Source organism: Nocardia sp. NPDC056564 (assembly GCF_042793755.1).
Lineage (GTDB): Bacteria > Actinomycetota > Actinomycetes > Mycobacteriales > Mycobacteriaceae > Nocardia.
Map to the genome: position 1 here is coordinate 180,708 of NZ_JBHTUR010000016.1, position 14,459 is coordinate 195,166.

The window sequence follows — 14,459 nt, forward strand, 5'->3', positions numbered from 1 at the left end:
TTGATGGGCAGTGACTTTCGCGAGCGATCGGGGGTTGTGCCGGGCTGGACCGGACCCCCGTTGTGAATGGGCTTGCATCATCGTGCATAATCATTTGTAGGACGTGCGGGCCGCTGCGGCGGGAAGCCGGTCCGTACTCGGAGCACACAGGCATCGAAAACAAGGAGCACACAGACCATGTCCGAACGCGTCGTACTCGCCTACTCGGGTGGGCTGGACACCTCCGTGGCGATCAGCTGGATTGCCAAGGAGACCGGTTCCGAGGTGGTGGCCGTGGCCATCGACCTCGGCCAGGGCGGCGAGGACATGAACGTGGTGCGCCAGCGAGCCCTGGACTGCGGTGCGGTCGAGGCGATCGTGGTCGACGCGCGCGACGAGTTCGCCAACGACTACTGCCTGCCGACCATCCAGGCCAACGCCCTGTACATGGGCCGCTACCCGCTGGTGTCGGCGATCAGCCGCCCGCTCATCGTCAAGCACCTGGTCGAGGCGGCCAAGTTCCACGGCGCCAGCACCGTCGCGCACGGCTGCACCGGCAAGGGCAACGACCAGGTCCGCTTCGAGGTCGGCATCGGCGCGCTCGCGCCGGACCTGAACGTGATCGCCCCGGTCCGCGACTACGCGTGGACCAGGGAGAAGGCCATCGCCTTCGCCGAGGAGAACTCGCTGCCGATCAACGTGACCAAGAAGTCGCCGTTCTCCATCGACCAGAACGTGTGGGGGCGCGCGGTGGAAACCGGCTTCCTCGAGGATCTCTGGAACGCGCCGACCAAGGACGTCTACGACTACACCGCCGACGCGACGGTCAACTTCGAGGCGCCCGACGAACTGATCATCACCTTCGAGAAGGGCGTGCCGGTCGCCATCGACGGCCGCCCGGTCAGCGTGCTCGAGGCGATCGTCGAGCTGAACCACCGGGCCGGCCGCCAAGGCGTCGGCCGGCTCGACATGGTCGAGGACCGGCTCGTCGGCATCAAGAGCCGGGAGATCTACGAGGCGCCCGGCGCCATCGCGCTGATCACCGCGCACCAGGAGCTGGAGGCGGTCACCGTCGAGCGCGAGCTGGGCCGGTACAAGCGGCAGGTCGAGCAGCGCTGGGGCGAGCTGGTCTACGACGGCCTGTGGTTCTCCCCGCTCAAGCGCGCGCTGGACGCGTTCGTCGGCGAGACCCAGGAGCACGTCTCCGGCGAGATCCGGATGGTGCTGCACGGCGGCAACGCGGTGGTCAACGGCCGGCGCTCGGAGCAGTCGCTCTACGACTTCAACCTGGCCACCTACGACGAGGGCGACACCTTCGACCAGTCGCTGGCCAAGGGCTTCGTGCAGATCCACGGCCTGTCGTCCAAGGTCGCCGCGCGCCGGGACCTGAACCAGAAGTAAGGCGCGACGTCCAGCCTTCCGGGGTGGGCCGCCGGCGATCGGCGGCCCACTCAGGAAGCAGTCGTAGTCTCAGGGGCGGTCGAGGAATCGGCTCGACTCGAAGGGAGCGACGATGCGGACCGAAGACGACAGCTGGGACATCGTGAGCAGTGTGGGCGCGACCGCCCTCGGCGTCGCGGCGCTGCGCGCGGGCGAAAGCCGGCGGGCGGACGCGCTGTTCCACGATCCGTACGCCGAGCTGATGGTGAGCGCGGTCGGTTCGGCCGCGTGGACCCGGCTGAGCCGGAGCGATATCGGCGAGATCGACCAGTCGCTGGTGCGCTCCTACGGCGCGCTCGGCGATCTGCTGGTCGCCCGCACCTGCTACTTCGATGACTACCTCGACACGGCGGCCGCGGCGGGCCTGCGGCAGATCGTCATCGTGGCCGCCGGTCTGGACGCCAGGGCCTACCGCCTCGACTGGCCCTCCGGCACTACGATTTTCGAACTGGATCAGCCGAAGGTATTGCAGTTCAAGGCATCCGCGCTCGCCGCGCGCGAGCCCGCCGCCGACCGCCGCGAGGTGCCGGTGGACCTGCGCGAGGACTGGCCGACGGCCCTGCGCGACAAAGGTTTCGACCCCGAGATCCCGACCGCCTGGCTGGTCGAGGGGCTGCTGCGCTACCTCCCGGCGGACGCGCAGGATCGGCTCCTGACCGCCATCGGGGCGCTCAGCGCGCCGGGCAGTCGGGTGGCGCTCAACATGACCAAGGACGACCGCGCGCCGTCGCGATACGAGCAGGAAGACGGCCGCGACCGGCTGCTCGCCACCCTCGACATCGATCTGGACGTGAACGCGCTCTGGTACCCGATCGAGGGGCGCAGCGATCCCGTCGACTGGTTCACCGACCAGGGCTGGACCGCCGTGCGCACCGACCCGGTCGCCGTGCTCACCGAGCGCGGCCGCCGGGTGCCCGGCGAGGTCGCCGAGCAAATGCACTCCCACCTACTGATGACCGCAATCCGACCCGGAGGAGACAGCACACCATGACGCAGAGCGGCAGCACCAACACCGGGGCGCTCTGGGGCGGGCGCTTCGCGTCCGGACCGGCCGAGGCGATGGCGGCGCTGAGCAAGTCGACGCACTTCGACTGGGTGCTCGCGCCATACGATGTGCGCGCGTCCAAAGCGCACGCACGGGTGCTGCACAAGGCCGGTCTGCTGTCCGAGAGTGACCTGGCCGGCATGCTCGCCGGGCTGGATCGGCTTGCCGCGGACGTGGATTCGGGTGCGTTCGCGCCCGCCGACTCCGACGAGGACGTGCACGGCGCGCTGGAGCGCGGCCTGATCGACCGGGTCGGCGCCGAACTCGGCGGGCGGCTGCGCGCCGGACGATCCCGTAATGACCAGGTGGCCACGCTGTTCCGGATGTGGCTGCGCGACGGCGTGCGCCGGGTCGCCGCCGGCGTGCTCGACGTGGTCGACGCGCTGGTCGCGCAGGCGAGCGCGCATCCGGACGCGGTGATGCCGGGCAAGACGCACCTGCAGGCCGCGCAGCCCGTGCTGCTCGCACACCATCTGCTCGCGCACGCGCATCCGCTGCTGCGCGACATCGACCGGCTGCGCGACTTCGACAAGCGGGCGGCGGTGTCGCCGTACGGTTCCGGCGCGCTGGCCGGTTCCTCGCTCGGCCTCGATCCCGAGGCGATCGCCGCCGAGCTGGATTTCGATGCCGCCGCGGCGAATTCGATCGATGCCACCTCCGCGCGGGACTTCGCCGCCGAGGCCGCGTTCGTGCTCGCCATGATCGGCGTCGATCTGAGCCGTCTGGCCGAAGAGGTGATCCTCTGGAGCACACCGGAATTCGGATACATCACGCTCGCGGACGCCTGGTCCACCGGGTCCTCGATCATGCCGCAGAAGAAGAACCCGGACGTTTCCGAACTCACCCGCGGCAAGGCGGGCCGGCTCATCGGCAACCTCACCGGGCTGCTCGCCACGTTGAAGGCGCAGCCGCTGGCCTACAACCGGGACCTGCAGGAGGACAAGGAGCCGCTGTTCGACTCGGTCGCGCAGCTGGAGTTGTTGCTGCCCGCCATCGCCGGTCTGGTCGGCACGCTGACCTTCCACACCGATCGCATGGCCGAACTCGCGCCCGCCGGGTTCACCCTCGCGACCGATATCGCCGAATGGCTGGTCCGCCAGGGTGTTCCGTTCCGGGTGGCACACGAGGCCGCGGGCGCCTGTGTCCGCGCGGCCGAGGCGCGCGGCGTCGGCCTCGACGAGCTCACCGACGCGGAGTTCGCCGCCATCGATCCGGCGCTCACGCCCAAGGTGCGCGAGGTCCTCACCGTGCACGGCTCCATCGCCTCCCGCAACGCCCGCGGCGGCACCGCAGGCACCCAGGTCGCCGTCCAGCTCACCGAAATCGGCACCACCACAGCCCAACTTCGCGCCTGGCTCGCCTGAGCCACCGCGGCCGCCGCCGACTCAGCGGGGGAGTAGGTCCGCTATGCGGAGCAGGGGGGCGGCCAGGGCCGGGATCGCGGCGGGGGACGGCAGGGCGCCTGCGCGGTAGGTGAGTAGTTCGTGGTTGCCGAGGCTCCAGTGCGGGACCTCGCCGGACAGGTGGGCGTCGATCAGTGGCTTGCCGATGAGCCAACGGGCGTAGTCGGGTTCGCTGGTGCGGACGCGGTAGCGGGAATCGAACTCGTGGTTGCCGGTGGCGGTGGGTTTGTCGCCGAATACCGCGCGCGAGAGCTGTGCGAGCGGGCCGCGGGGGACGACCGCGATCGGCGGATACGGCCGGTCCAGGTGCACGACGACGACGCTGTAGTGGTGCGTCGTGACCTTTTTCGATCGATTGTTGTCCGAGTCGTAGGTAACGCGCGTCGTCTGATAGTTGTAGTCCGCCACGGTTACCCACCGGCCGCCCAGTCGACCGGTCATCGCCAGCCCGAGTCTGCCCTTGTCGCCGCCGGGCAGCCGGGCCGTCCAGTCGGCGTGGGCGTTCTGCGTGCAGGTCCAGTTGTTGGCTGTGGTCCACTCCCACAGCGCATTCCGGCGTCGACGATCGTCGCGCACCGGCACCAGGACAAGCGCGGCCGGCGCGACGATCGCCAGTCCCACACATGCGTAGACACCGAACTCCACCGCGTCCATGACCGATCCCCCCACTCGTTGTCGTCGGTCGTCGAAGCAACGGCTCGATCCCCGTGTTCCCCCACGCCGCTTCCGGTCCGACAGCGCGCCTGTCTCCTATTCTGCGCCACTCGATACGCTGCCGCCATGACCTTGCTTCTGCTGGCCATTGCCATCGCGTCCGAGGTGACCGCCACCGTCTCGCTGAAGATCTCCGACGGATTCACCAAGGTCATTCCGTCGATCCTGGTCGTGCTCGGCTACGGCAGCGCCTTCTGGTTCCTCTCCCAGGCGTTGAAGCGCGGCATGCAAATCGGTGTCGCCTACGGCATCTGGTCCGCGGTCGGCGTCGCGGCCATCGCGATCATCGGCGCGCTGTTCCTCGACGAACGCCTGACGCTGATCCAGGTGGGCGGCGTCGCCCTGGTCATCATCGGCGTGCTCGCCCTCGAACTCGGCGGCCAGCATTGATCGAACGGCGCGCTTCGCCTACGGTGACGTAACGTCATGCATTACCGTTTGATGCGAACTGCCCATCAATGGTTTCGCGGAATCTCGACGACTTTCAGCGATGACACCGAGCGATTGCCGATGCCCTACCGGATGGGACGCCCGTTCGGGTATTGAGTGCATTGTTTTCTCGGCGCGCAAACCGGGATTGCATTGCGTCGTCCGCATTTTGCCGAATATGTCCCACGGGACGATGGGGCGAACGTAGCATCGCGGGATGGACTGGACGTTTGCTCAGCTGTGCGCGCACGGATGTGGCCGATGACCTCGGACGATGCCGTGAAACCGGCCGAACCCGCGGGTGTTTCCGCCGCGGTGCTGCGGGCCGAGGGGTTGGTGAAGCGCTATGGCGGGGTCGAGGCGTTACGTGGCGCCAACTTCGAGGTGAGCGCCGGTGAAGTCGTCGCGTTGATCGGCGACAACGGCGCGGGTAAATCGACTCTGGTGAAATGCCTTTCCGGCGCCGAGCAGCCGGATTCCGGGCGGATTTTGCTGGACGGCAAGCAGGTGGTGCTGAATACGCCGACAGCCGCGCGCAAACTCGGCGTGGAGACGGTGTATCAGGACCTCGCCGTGGCCCCCGATCTGGACCCGGCCGCGAACCTGTTCCTCGGCCGGGAGCTGGTGCGCAAGGGTTTGCCGGGCAAGCTCGGCATGCTGGATCGCACCGCGATGAGAGCCCAAGCGGTGGAACACTTCCGGCGCCTCGGCGTCACCTTGCAGAGCGCGGACGTGCCGATCGGCTCGCTGTCCGGCGGACAGCGGCAGAGCGTCGCGGTGGCCAGGGCGGTGATGTGGGCGAGCAAGGTCGTGTTCATGGACGAGCCGACCGCCGCGCTCGGCGTGGTGCAGCGCGAGCGGGTGCTCGACGTGATCCGCCGGGTCGCCGATCAGGGCATCGCGGTGGTACTGATCAGCCACAATATGCCCGAGGTCCTGGCGGTCGCGGACCGCATCGAGGTGCTTCGGCTCGGCCGGCGGGTGGCCCGGTTCACCGCCGCCGAGGCCACGCTCGAGCAGTTGGTGGGCGCCATGACCGGCGCGTTGTCACAGGAGGGGGCGGCGTGAGACATCCGTGCCCCGCGACGTCGAAATTCGTTGAGGTGCAGGCATGAGTGAGGTCAAGTCCGTCGGTGTCGACGGGAACGGCATCGACGGCGGTTCGGAGTTACCCGAACGCACCGTCCTGCAACGGCTTCTCGGCGCGAGCACGGTGTGGATCGGCGTCGTGCTGGTCGCCCTGTGCATCGTGTTCAGCGTGCTGCGCCCGGATGCGTTCCCGACCCGCTTCACCTTTCAGACGCTGCTGATCGAAACCTCGGTGCTGCTGGTGCTTTCGGTGGGGATGACGTTCGTGATCATCACCTCCGGCATCGATCTCTCGGTCGGCATGGTGCTGATCTTCTCCGGCGTGATCGGCGCGAAGTCGATGGAGTGGCTCAGCCCGGATCAGGACGCGACCAACGCGGGCTGGGGCATCATCGCGGTCGGCTTCCTGCTTTCCATTGCGGGCGGCGGCGTTTGGGGCCTGATCAACGGATTGCTGGTGGCCAAGGCCAAGATTCCGCCGCTGATCGTCACGCTCGGCTCGTTCGGCGCCGCCCTCGGCGCGGCCCAGCTGATCACCGGCGGCGTGGACACCCGGACGGTGCCCGAAAACCTGCGCGACACCCTCGGTTTCGGCACCACACTGGGCGGCGTTCCGAATCTGGTGCTGGTCGCCACGGTGGTGACCGTGCTGGCCGCCTGGGTGCTGCACACCACCCGCTTCGGCCGCTACACCTACGCCATCGGCTCCAACGAGGAGGCCGCCCGCCGCTCCGGCATCGCGGTCACCCGGCATCTGGTGACGGTCTATCTGCTCACCGGCGTGCTGGCCGGCCTGGCCGGCTTCATGAACCTGGCCTACTTCGGCACCACCACGATCGGCGGGCACACCACCGACAACCTGGACGCCATCGCCGGCGTGGTGATCGGCGGCACCAGCCTGTTCGGCGGGGTCGGGTCGATCGTCGGCACGGTGATCGGCGTGTTCATTCCGTCGGTGCTGAAGAAGGGGTTCGTCATCGCGCAGGTGCCGGTGTTCTGGCAGCCGATCGCGGTGAGCGTGGTGCTGGTCGCGGCGGTCTGGTTCGACCAGCTCCGCCGCCGGGCCCGCGATCGGAAATAGGAATTCGACAGTGGAACAACACAATACGGCGGAGGTAGCCAAATGAGGGTGGCGAAGCGGACAGCGGTGGTGATCGGCGCGATGGTGTCGGTCGGCGCGCTGCTGGTGTCCTGTAGCGGGCAGGTGAGCAACTCGGGTAGCGGCGACAGCAAGAAGCTGGTGCTGATTCCGGGTGTCGCCGACGAGCCGTTCTACATCTCGATGCAGTGCGGCGCGCAGGACGAGGCGACGAAGCTCGGCTACAAGCTGGACACGCAGGCGCCGACCAAGTTCGACGCCGGGTCGCAGACCCCGGTGCTGACCGGCGTGGTCGCGAACAAGCCGGGCGGCATCCTGATCGCGCCGACCCACGCCACCGCCATGGCGAACCCGATCAAGCAGGCCAAGGACGCGGGCATCAAGATCGTCGAGGTGGATACCGCGCTCGACGATACGTCCGTTGCGCTGTCGTCCATTTCGTCGGACAACAAGAAGGGCGGCGCGCTCGCGGCGCAGACCCTGGCGAAGCTGGTCGGGGACAAGGGCCCGGTGCTGGTGATCAACACCAAGGCGGGCACGTCCACCACCGACGCGCGGGCGCAGGGCTTCGAGGACGCGGTGAAGAGCTTCCCCGGCATCACCTCGCTGGGCGTGCAATACAACAACAACGAGGCGGCACAGGCGGCCTCGATCGTCACCGCGACGCTGGCCGCGCATCCGGACCTGGCCGGCATCTTCGCGACCAACCTCAGCTCGGCCGAGGGTGCGGCCACCGGCCTGCGCAACGCGAACAAGCTCGGCCAGGTCAAGCTGGTCGGCTTCGACGCGAGCCCCAAGCAGGTCGAGGACCTGAAAGCCGGTACGGTGCAAGCGCTTATCGCCCAGGACCCGGCGGGCATCGGCGCCAAGGGAGTCGATCAGGCGGCCGCGGCGATCGAGGGCAAGCCGGTCACCCGCAACATCCAGACCGACATGATCGCCATCACGCAGGCCGACATGGACGCCAACTCGAAGTACTTCTACAAGCGGAAGTGCTGACGGTTACCCGATGAGGGGCCGACCGGGCGCACCACGCGCCCGGTCGGCACGGGTGTGAGCCCCGCGCAGAAGCGGGTCTTCAGCAAATATCCGGAAACACCCAAAGCGGACCATCCATGACTTATCATGATTCGCGGCGCCCCTCTGCTGGGCGGCCGTGCACCTCGTCCTTGATCAGGTGAGGTGGCCTCTACCCGGTTCTCTGCTTTATGGCACTTCGAGCCTTCATGCGGCTCGACAGCTACCGGAAGTAACGAACAGAAGGAGAAGAGGAATGATCGGATCGATCGTAGGCAACACTCTGGCAATGTTCATGGCCGCCGTCCTGGCTGTCGCTTTTCCGATCGGCGGGTCCGTCATGGACGCCGTGCTGCTGCCGATGGCCGCCATCGTGAGCCCCATGTTGTTCCTGGGTAGCTGACCGGCCCGCGTCCGCGCGGGTGATCCAGTGTGCGTTCGGATGTTCGGCGGGACCTCGCCGTGTGCGGATCGAGTCGGGTGCGATCCGCGCCCGGCGAGGTCGCCGTCAGTCCTCCACCCGGACGGAGTACTCCGCGTTGGCGAGCGCGTTCAGGACGTCGTCGCGGTGGTTCGGGCCGCGCGTCTCCAAGGTGAGCGAGACCTCCACCTCGCCGAGGGCCAGGCGGGTGCCGGTGCGGGCGTGCGCCACGTCGACCACGCTGGCGCCGGTCTTGCCGACCACCCCGAGCAGCGCGCTCAGCCCGCCCGGCCGATCCGAAATCGTCACCCGCACATCGAGATAACGTCCCGCCGCGCTGAGCCCGTGGCCGATCAGCCGGGTGAGCAGCAGCGGATCGATATTGCCGCCGGACAGCACCGCGCACACCGGACCCGTCAGGTCCAGTTCCGTTGCGGTACAACTCATCAACGCCGCGACCGCCGCCGCGCCCGCCGGCTCGACGATCAGCTTGGCCCGCTCCAGGCACAGCAGCAACGCCTTGGACAGCGAGTCCTCGTCCACGGTCAGCATCGCCGAAACATGCTCGGCCACATGCACGAACGGCACCTGACCCGGCAGCCCGACCGCGATACCGTCGGCCATCGTCGACATCCGCCCGACCCGCACCGGCTTGCCCGCCGCCAGCGAATCCGGCCAGGCCGCCGCCTCCTTCGCCTGTACCCCGATCACCCGCACCCGCGGGGCCAGCTGATGCAGCGCCACCGCGATGCCGGCCAGCAGCCCGCCGCCGCCGGTCGGCACCAGCACCGTGCCGACGTCGGGGATCTGCTCCAGAATCTCCAGCGCCACCGTCGCCTGCCCGGCCACGACGTCCGGGTGGTCGAACGGATGGATCAGCGTCGCCCCCGTACGCTCGGCGAGGTCCTTGGCCGCGTCCAGCGCGTCCTCGATGGTCTCGCCGACCTGCCGCACCTCGGCGCCGTAGGCCTTGGTCGCCGCCAGCTTGGGCAGCGAGGCGCCCACCGGCATGAAAACCGTCGAGCTGATGCCGAGCGAGGTGGCCGCCCAGGCCACCCCCTGCGCGTGGTTGCCCGCGCTGGCCGCGACCACTCCGCGGGCGCGGTCCGCGGCGGGCAGATTGGCGATCCGGTTATAGGCGCCGCGCGGTTTGAACGACCCGGTTCGCTGTAAGTTCTCGCACTTCAGCCACACCTCGGTGCCCGCGCGCTCGGACAGCACGCGCGACGCCACGATGGGCGTCTTCCGGATCACCGGCGCGAGCAAGTCCGCGGCAGCGGCAATTCGTTCCATCCCGACCAACTCCATGCCGCACATGCTGCCACTCTCGGCCCGAAACGTCCGACGATTCTCGACCGGGTGTCTCGCCCCCAAGACGCTCGGCGACCCGAGCCGGCCCTCGGTCAGGTGGCTTTCGCGAGGTTGTGGGCGAGGGTGCCGAGGCGGGCCAGGCGGGCATCGCCGAGGGGAGTGAGGCGCCCGCCGAGCCGGTTGGTGACGAAGCCGAGGGACATGCCGGTGGCGGGATCGGCGAAGGCGCCGGAGCCGCCGAGGCCGAAGTGGCCGAAGGCGGAGATCGGGTCCGATCTGGAGGGTTTCATCGGGACGGCGTGGTAGCCGAGCGCCCACGGGACGCGCAGGGCGAGAACGTAATCCGGGGTGAAGATCTGGCGCTGGGTTACCGATGCGATGGTTTCCGGGCGGAGCAGCCGGTAGCCGTCGAGTTCGCCGCCGTTGGCGAGCGCGCCGTAGAGGCGGGCCAGCGCTCGGGCGGAGAATACGCCGTTGAGGCCGGGCATCACCGAATCATGCAGGCGGGGATCGGAAACCAGGTCGGCGAAGCCCTCGGGGGTGGTGTCCATGGCGGCGGCGAGCCTGGTCCTGCCGAGCAGCCGGGAGCTGTTCTCCCAGCTCATTCCCGCGACGGTCAGGCGGGGGAAGTTGGTCGCGATGCGGTCGCGTTCGGCGTCCGGGACGCGGAACCAGAGTTCTTCGGCGGCAAGCGGTTCGGCGATCTCGGTGCGCAGCACCTCGGTGAACTCGGTGCCGGTGATCCGGCGCACCAGCTCGGCGACCAAGTGCCCGAAGGTGATTCCGTGATACCCGCTGGTTACCAGGCGACGCGGGTCCGGTTCGGCCGCGGCCAGCGCCGCGGTCACCGCCGCGTCGTCGAAGAATCGGTCGTACGGGCCGGGCAACAGGCCGCGCAGGCGATGCAAACCCGCTCGGTGACTGAGCAATTCGCGCACGGTGATGCGGTCCTTGCCCGCGGCGGCGAAGGCGGGCCAGTACGTCGCGACGGGCTCGTCGTACGCGACCGCGTCGCGCTCGGCCAGCCGGTGCAGCAGCGTGCTGGCCACGCCCTTGCCGGTCGAGTACGCCATGGCGACGGTGTCACGCGCCCACGGGACCCCGGGGCGCGCGTAGCCGGCCCAGACGTCCACCACCGGCTCGCCGTGCAGGTAGACCGCGAGTGCCCCGCCGCCGTCGCCTGGTCGCCGGAAGAGCCGGTCGAACTCGGCGACCAGGGTCGCGAACCGGCGGTCTACGAACTGTGCTGCCGAAACGGTCATCGGGAACTCTCTGTAGTACGGGTCCGGTCCAGAATTACACGGATGTGCCGAAACACCGCACCGGACCGCTCGTGCGACCGGTTGGTTCTGTCCGAATACGTTTCCTGAGCGTCACATGCCTGACCGTAACCGCAACACGCCTGGCCTAGCGTGTTGCGCATGCCCCCGAGACGACGTTCGGCGCTGCTCGCGAGGTTGGTTGTCGACGCACCCGGCCGACCGCAGGTGATTCTCGGCGAATTGCGCCGGGTGATCCTGGACGGCGCCGTGCCGCCGTGCACCGTCATCCCGCTGCGCGAGGTGGCCGAGCTGTTCGGGGTGAGTCACATCCCGGTCCGGGAGGCGCTGAAGACGCTGATCGGGGAGGGTCTGGTCACCCACGAACCGCACGGCGGCTACGCGGTGGCCCAGCTGACCGCCGCCGAACTGCGCGAGATGTACATCGTGCGCGAGACCCTGGAGAACGCCTCGCTGGCCGCGGCCGCGCTCCACGCGAACGCCGCCGACCGAGCCGCGCTGATCGAGGTGAACGCGCTGCTCGAGCAGGCGATCCGGGACGACGATCCGGCCGCCTACCATCGCCAATCGCGCAACTTCCACGTCGCGCTGACCAAGCCGTCGCGCATGTTCCGGCTGCTGCACATGCTGGAATCGGCATGGAACGTCACCGAGCCGGTGCAGTCGATGGTGCACATCAGCCGCGGCGACCGAGTGCGGCTGCACACCGACCACGCGCTCATGATGGACGCGTTCCTGGCCCGCGACGTCGATCGCCTGCTGCTCATCGCCGAACGCCATCACCGCAGGTTGGAGACGGTCATCGCGACCCTGCCGACGGACACCGGCCTGCTCGCGCCGGAAGATATATCTGCCGCGCAATAGCCGGGCAATAACGGCGCAACGGGCGGGCAATGGCGCATCCCTACCGTCGGTTCGATCACAGTTTCACCTCCCGGATGGGAAACACCATGACCGAAACCATCGCGGCACCGAGCGTCGCAGCACCCCCGCCTGTCGCCATCCCCGACACCGTGCCGTCGAATTACGATCCACGGCTCACCAATGCCGACCTCGCACCCCTGCGCAAGCAGACCTGGGGTTCGTACAACATCTTCGCCTTCTGGATGTCGGACGTGCACAGCGTCGGCGGCTACGTCACCGCGGGCAGCCTGTTCGCGCTCGGCCTGGCCAGCTGGCAGGTGCTGGCGGCCCTGCTGATCGGCATCACCATCGTCTACTTCTTCTGCAATCTGGTGGCGAAGCCGAGCCAGGTGACCGGTGTGCCGTATCCGGTCATGTGCCGCAGTGCCTTCGGGGTGATCGGCGCCAATATCCCGGCCATCATTCGCGGGTTGATCGCGGTGGCCTGGTACGGGATTCAGACGTTCCTGGCTTCGGCGGCGCTGGATGTCGTTCTGGTGAAGCTGTTTCCGGGCCTGGCCCCCTATGCGGTGGTCGACGACTACGGCTTCCTCGGTCTTTCACTGCTCGGCTGGGGGAGTTATCTGGCGCTGTGGGTGGTGCAGGCGTGCGTGTTCTGGCGCGGTATGGAATCCATCCGCAAGTTCATCGACTTCTGCGGGCCCGCGGTCTACGTGGTGATGTTCCTGCTCTGCGGATACCTGATCGCGAAAGCCGGTTGGAGTGCCATCGATCTGAAGCTCGGCGACGTGAAGTACACCGGCTGGGACTCGCTGCCGGTGATGCTCGGCGCCATCGCGCTGGTGGTGTCCTACTTCTCCGGCCCGATGCTGAACTTCGGCGACTTCTCCCGCTACGGAAAGACTTTCGCCGCCGTGCGGCGCGGGAACCTGCTCGGCCTGCCGGTCAACTTCCTGCTGTTCTCGCTGCTCGTGGTGATCACCGCCTCGCTGACCGTTCCGGTGTACGGCGAGCTGATCACCGACCCGGTCGCGACGGTCGCGCGCATCGACAGCACGTTCGCGATCGTGTTGGGCGCGTTGACCTTCACCGTCGCCACCATTGGCATCAATATCGTGGCGAACTTCATCTCGCCGGCCTTCGACTTCTCGCACGTGAACCCGCAGCGGATCAGCTGGCGGGCCGGCGGCATGATCGCGGCGGTCGGTTCGGTGCTGATCACCCCGTGGAACCTCTACAACAACCCCGAGGTCATCCACTACACGCTCGAGGTGCTCGGCGCGTTCATCGGTCCGCTGTTCGGCGTGCTCATCGCCGACTACTACCTGGTGCGCAAGCAGCACGTGGTGGTAGACGACCTGTTCACCCTGTCGAAGACCGGAAGTTATTGGTATAGCAAGGGATACAACCCGGCGGCGGTGCTCGCCACCGCGATCGGCGCCGTGGTCGCGGTGATCCCGGTGCTGGCCAAGGACGTCGCCGGCATGTACACCGCGGCGCAGTACAGCTGGTTCATCGGCTGCGCCCTCGGCTTCGCCGTCTACTACGTGCTGGCCACCCGAACGAGGTTGGCGGTGCAGGGAGTACCCGCCTGATGCGTATCCGTGTGGTCAACCCGAACACGACCCGGGCGATGACCGACACGATCGAGGAGTGTGCCAGGGCCGTCGCCGGTCCCGGCACACTGCTCGACGCGGTGACCGCCGAGATGGGACCCGCGTCGATCGAGAGCCACTACGACGAAGCCCTCAGCGTCCCAGGGATTCTCGCCGCCATCCGGCGCGGGGAGGAGGCGGGTGTGGACGGGTACGTGATCGCCTGCTTCGGCGATCCGGGACTGGACGCCGCGCGAGAACTGGCCGGGGGACCGGTCATCGGGATCGCCGAGGCGGCGATGGCGACGGCCAGTCATCTCGGTCGTGGGTTCAGCGTCGTCACGACCCTGAGCCGGACCATCGGACGCGCCGGTGATCTAGTGGAACGATATGGACGGCAACGGTTTTGCCTCGGCATCCACGCCTGCGAGCTGCCCGTCCTCGCCCTGGACTCGGACCCGGATGCCCGCAAGATCGTCACCGAGGCCTGTCGGCAGGCGGTCGACACCGACGGCTCGGACGCGATCGTGCTCGGCTGCGCGGGCATGGCGGACCTGTGCGCGCACATCCGCGAGGAAATCGGAGTCCCGGTCATCGACGGCGTAGCCGCCGCCACCCTGACCGTCCAATCCCTGATCACCCTCGCCCTGCGCAAATCCGGCCGAGGCGAATTCGCCACCCCACCCCCCAAGCCCTACACCGGCCTGCTGCGCGGCTTCGGTGGATTCCCGCACCATGCCTGATTTCCCGCACCGAGAATCGCATGCGAAATT

Annotated in this window: 14 protein-coding genes; 11 read left to right on the top strand and 3 right to left on the bottom strand. The window is 68.2% G+C overall.

Annotated elements, in window-relative coordinates:
• The first annotated feature begins 177 nt into the window (after window positions 1-177).
• From ACFQ9K_RS32670 to argH, 3 genes are all read left to right on the top strand, one after another.
• Window positions 178-1,380 carry an argininosuccinate synthase gene (locus ACFQ9K_RS32670; RefSeq protein ID WP_378721570.1) on the top strand — a complete coding sequence of 401 codons (1,203 nt, stop codon included), beginning with the start codon at window positions 178-180 and terminating at the stop codon, window positions 1,378-1,380.
• Between the two features lie 112 nt (window positions 1,381-1,492).
• Window positions 1,493-2,410 (top strand): SAM-dependent methyltransferase, encoded by a 918-nt coding sequence (locus ACFQ9K_RS32675; protein ID WP_378721571.1) that lies wholly within the window; start codon window positions 1,493-1,495, stop codon window positions 2,408-2,410.
• Window positions 2,407-3,828 (top strand): argininosuccinate lyase, encoded by a 1,422-nt coding sequence (argH, locus tag ACFQ9K_RS32680; RefSeq protein ID WP_378721572.1) that lies wholly within the window; start codon window positions 2,407-2,409, stop codon window positions 3,826-3,828. Before ACFQ9K_RS32675 ends, argH begins: the two co-directional genes overlap by 4 nt.
• A gap of 21 nt (window positions 3,829-3,849) precedes the next feature.
• On the opposite strand, the gene ACFQ9K_RS32685 is transcribed toward argH, so the two are convergent.
• On the bottom strand, window positions 3,850-4,521 hold the full coding sequence (locus tag ACFQ9K_RS32685) for a hypothetical protein (protein ID WP_378721573.1): 672 nt from the start codon (window positions 4,519-4,521) through the stop codon (window positions 3,850-3,852).
• 126 nt (window positions 4,522-4,647) lie between these two features.
• On the opposite strand from ACFQ9K_RS32685, the gene ACFQ9K_RS32690 reads away from it, so the two are divergent.
• From ACFQ9K_RS32690 to ACFQ9K_RS32710, 5 genes are all read left to right on the top strand, one after another.
• Window positions 4,648-4,971 carry a DMT family transporter gene (locus tag ACFQ9K_RS32690; RefSeq protein WP_378721574.1) on the top strand — a complete coding sequence of 108 codons (324 nt, stop codon included), beginning with the start codon at window positions 4,648-4,650 and terminating at the stop codon, window positions 4,969-4,971.
• Window positions 4,972-5,271: 300 nt separating this feature from the next.
• On the top strand, window positions 5,272-6,078 hold the full coding sequence (locus tag ACFQ9K_RS32695; RefSeq protein WP_378721575.1) for an ATP-binding cassette domain-containing protein: 807 nt from the start codon (window positions 5,272-5,274) through the stop codon (window positions 6,076-6,078).
• Between the two features lie 43 nt (window positions 6,079-6,121).
• Window positions 6,122-7,180 carry an ABC transporter permease gene (locus ACFQ9K_RS32700; protein ID WP_378721576.1) on the top strand — a complete coding sequence of 353 codons (1,059 nt, stop codon included), beginning with the start codon at window positions 6,122-6,124 and terminating at the stop codon, window positions 7,178-7,180.
• Between the two features lie 42 nt (window positions 7,181-7,222).
• Entirely contained in the window at window positions 7,223-8,197 is a 975-nt protein-coding gene (locus tag ACFQ9K_RS32705) for an ABC transporter substrate-binding protein (RefSeq protein WP_378721577.1), read from the top strand.
• A 274-nt stretch (window positions 8,198-8,471) separates the two neighbouring features.
• The gene (locus ACFQ9K_RS32710) at window positions 8,472-8,618 is read left to right on the top strand and encodes a hypothetical protein (protein WP_378719845.1); all 147 of its coding nucleotides are present in this window, start codon (window positions 8,472-8,474) and stop codon (window positions 8,616-8,618) included.
• Window positions 8,619-8,723: 105 nt separating this feature from the next.
• Here the strand turns inward: ACFQ9K_RS32710 and ilvA are convergent, their stop codons facing one another.
• Window positions 8,724-9,953 carry a threonine ammonia-lyase gene (gene ilvA, locus ACFQ9K_RS32715; protein ID WP_378719847.1) on the bottom strand — a complete coding sequence of 410 codons (1,230 nt, stop codon included), beginning with the start codon at window positions 9,951-9,953 and terminating at the stop codon, window positions 8,724-8,726.
• Between the two features lie 86 nt (window positions 9,954-10,039).
• On the bottom strand, window positions 10,040-11,209 hold the full coding sequence (locus tag ACFQ9K_RS32720) for a serine hydrolase domain-containing protein (protein ID WP_378719850.1): 1,170 nt from the start codon (window positions 11,207-11,209) through the stop codon (window positions 10,040-10,042).
• Window positions 11,210-11,368: 159 nt separating this feature from the next.
• Between ACFQ9K_RS32720 and ACFQ9K_RS32725 the strand changes: the two genes are divergently transcribed.
• The 3 genes from ACFQ9K_RS32725 (at window position 11,369) to ACFQ9K_RS32735 (ending at window position 14,429) form a co-directional block, all read left to right on the top strand.
• Window positions 11,369-12,091, top strand: a complete 723-nt coding sequence (locus tag ACFQ9K_RS32725; RefSeq protein WP_378719852.1) for a GntR family transcriptional regulator — start codon at window positions 11,369-11,371, stop codon at window positions 12,089-12,091.
• 86 nt (window positions 12,092-12,177) lie between these two features.
• The gene (locus ACFQ9K_RS32730) at window positions 12,178-13,686 is read left to right on the top strand and encodes an NCS1 family nucleobase:cation symporter-1 (RefSeq protein WP_378719853.1); all 1,509 of its coding nucleotides are present in this window, start codon (window positions 12,178-12,180) and stop codon (window positions 13,684-13,686) included.
• Window positions 13,686-14,429 carry an aspartate/glutamate racemase family protein gene (locus tag ACFQ9K_RS32735; RefSeq protein ID WP_378719854.1) on the top strand — a complete coding sequence of 248 codons (744 nt, stop codon included), beginning with the start codon at window positions 13,686-13,688 and terminating at the stop codon, window positions 14,427-14,429. Before ACFQ9K_RS32730 ends, ACFQ9K_RS32735 begins: the two co-directional genes overlap by 1 nt.
• Window positions 14,430-14,459: the final 30 nt, after the last annotated feature.

Excerpts from the sequence above, each read along its gene's own strand:
- ACFQ9K_RS32670 (WP_378721570.1), top strand. The coding sequence starts at position 178 with ATGTCCGAACGCGTCGTACTCGCCTACTCGGGTGGGCTGGACACCTCC.
- ACFQ9K_RS32675 (WP_378721571.1), top strand. The coding sequence starts at position 1,493 with ATGCGGACCGAAGACGACAGCTGGGACATCGTGAGCAGTGTGGGCGCG.
- argH (WP_378721572.1), top strand. The coding sequence starts at position 2,407 with ATGACGCAGAGCGGCAGCACCAACACCGGGGCGCTCTGGGGCGGGCGC.
- ACFQ9K_RS32685 (WP_378721573.1), bottom strand. The coding sequence starts at position 4,521 with ATGGACGCGGTGGAGTTCGGTGTCTACGCATGTGTGGGACTGGCGATC.
- ACFQ9K_RS32690 (WP_378721574.1), top strand. The coding sequence starts at position 4,648 with ATGACCTTGCTTCTGCTGGCCATTGCCATCGCGTCCGAGGTGACCGCC.
- ACFQ9K_RS32695 (WP_378721575.1), top strand. The coding sequence starts at position 5,272 with ATGACCTCGGACGATGCCGTGAAACCGGCCGAACCCGCGGGTGTTTCC.
- ACFQ9K_RS32700 (WP_378721576.1), top strand. The coding sequence starts at position 6,122 with ATGAGTGAGGTCAAGTCCGTCGGTGTCGACGGGAACGGCATCGACGGC.
- ACFQ9K_RS32705 (WP_378721577.1), top strand. The coding sequence starts at position 7,223 with ATGAGGGTGGCGAAGCGGACAGCGGTGGTGATCGGCGCGATGGTGTCG.
- ACFQ9K_RS32710 (WP_378719845.1), top strand. The coding sequence starts at position 8,472 with ATGATCGGATCGATCGTAGGCAACACTCTGGCAATGTTCATGGCCGCC.
- ilvA (WP_378719847.1), bottom strand. The coding sequence starts at position 9,953 with ATGTGCGGCATGGAGTTGGTCGGGATGGAACGAATTGCCGCTGCCGCG.
- ACFQ9K_RS32720 (WP_378719850.1), bottom strand. The coding sequence starts at position 11,209 with ATGACCGTTTCGGCAGCACAGTTCGTAGACCGCCGGTTCGCGACCCTG.
- ACFQ9K_RS32725 (WP_378719852.1), top strand. The coding sequence starts at position 11,369 with ATGCCCCCGAGACGACGTTCGGCGCTGCTCGCGAGGTTGGTTGTCGAC.
- ACFQ9K_RS32730 (WP_378719853.1), top strand. The coding sequence starts at position 12,178 with ATGACCGAAACCATCGCGGCACCGAGCGTCGCAGCACCCCCGCCTGTC.
- ACFQ9K_RS32735 (WP_378719854.1), top strand. The coding sequence starts at position 13,686 with ATGCGTATCCGTGTGGTCAACCCGAACACGACCCGGGCGATGACCGAC.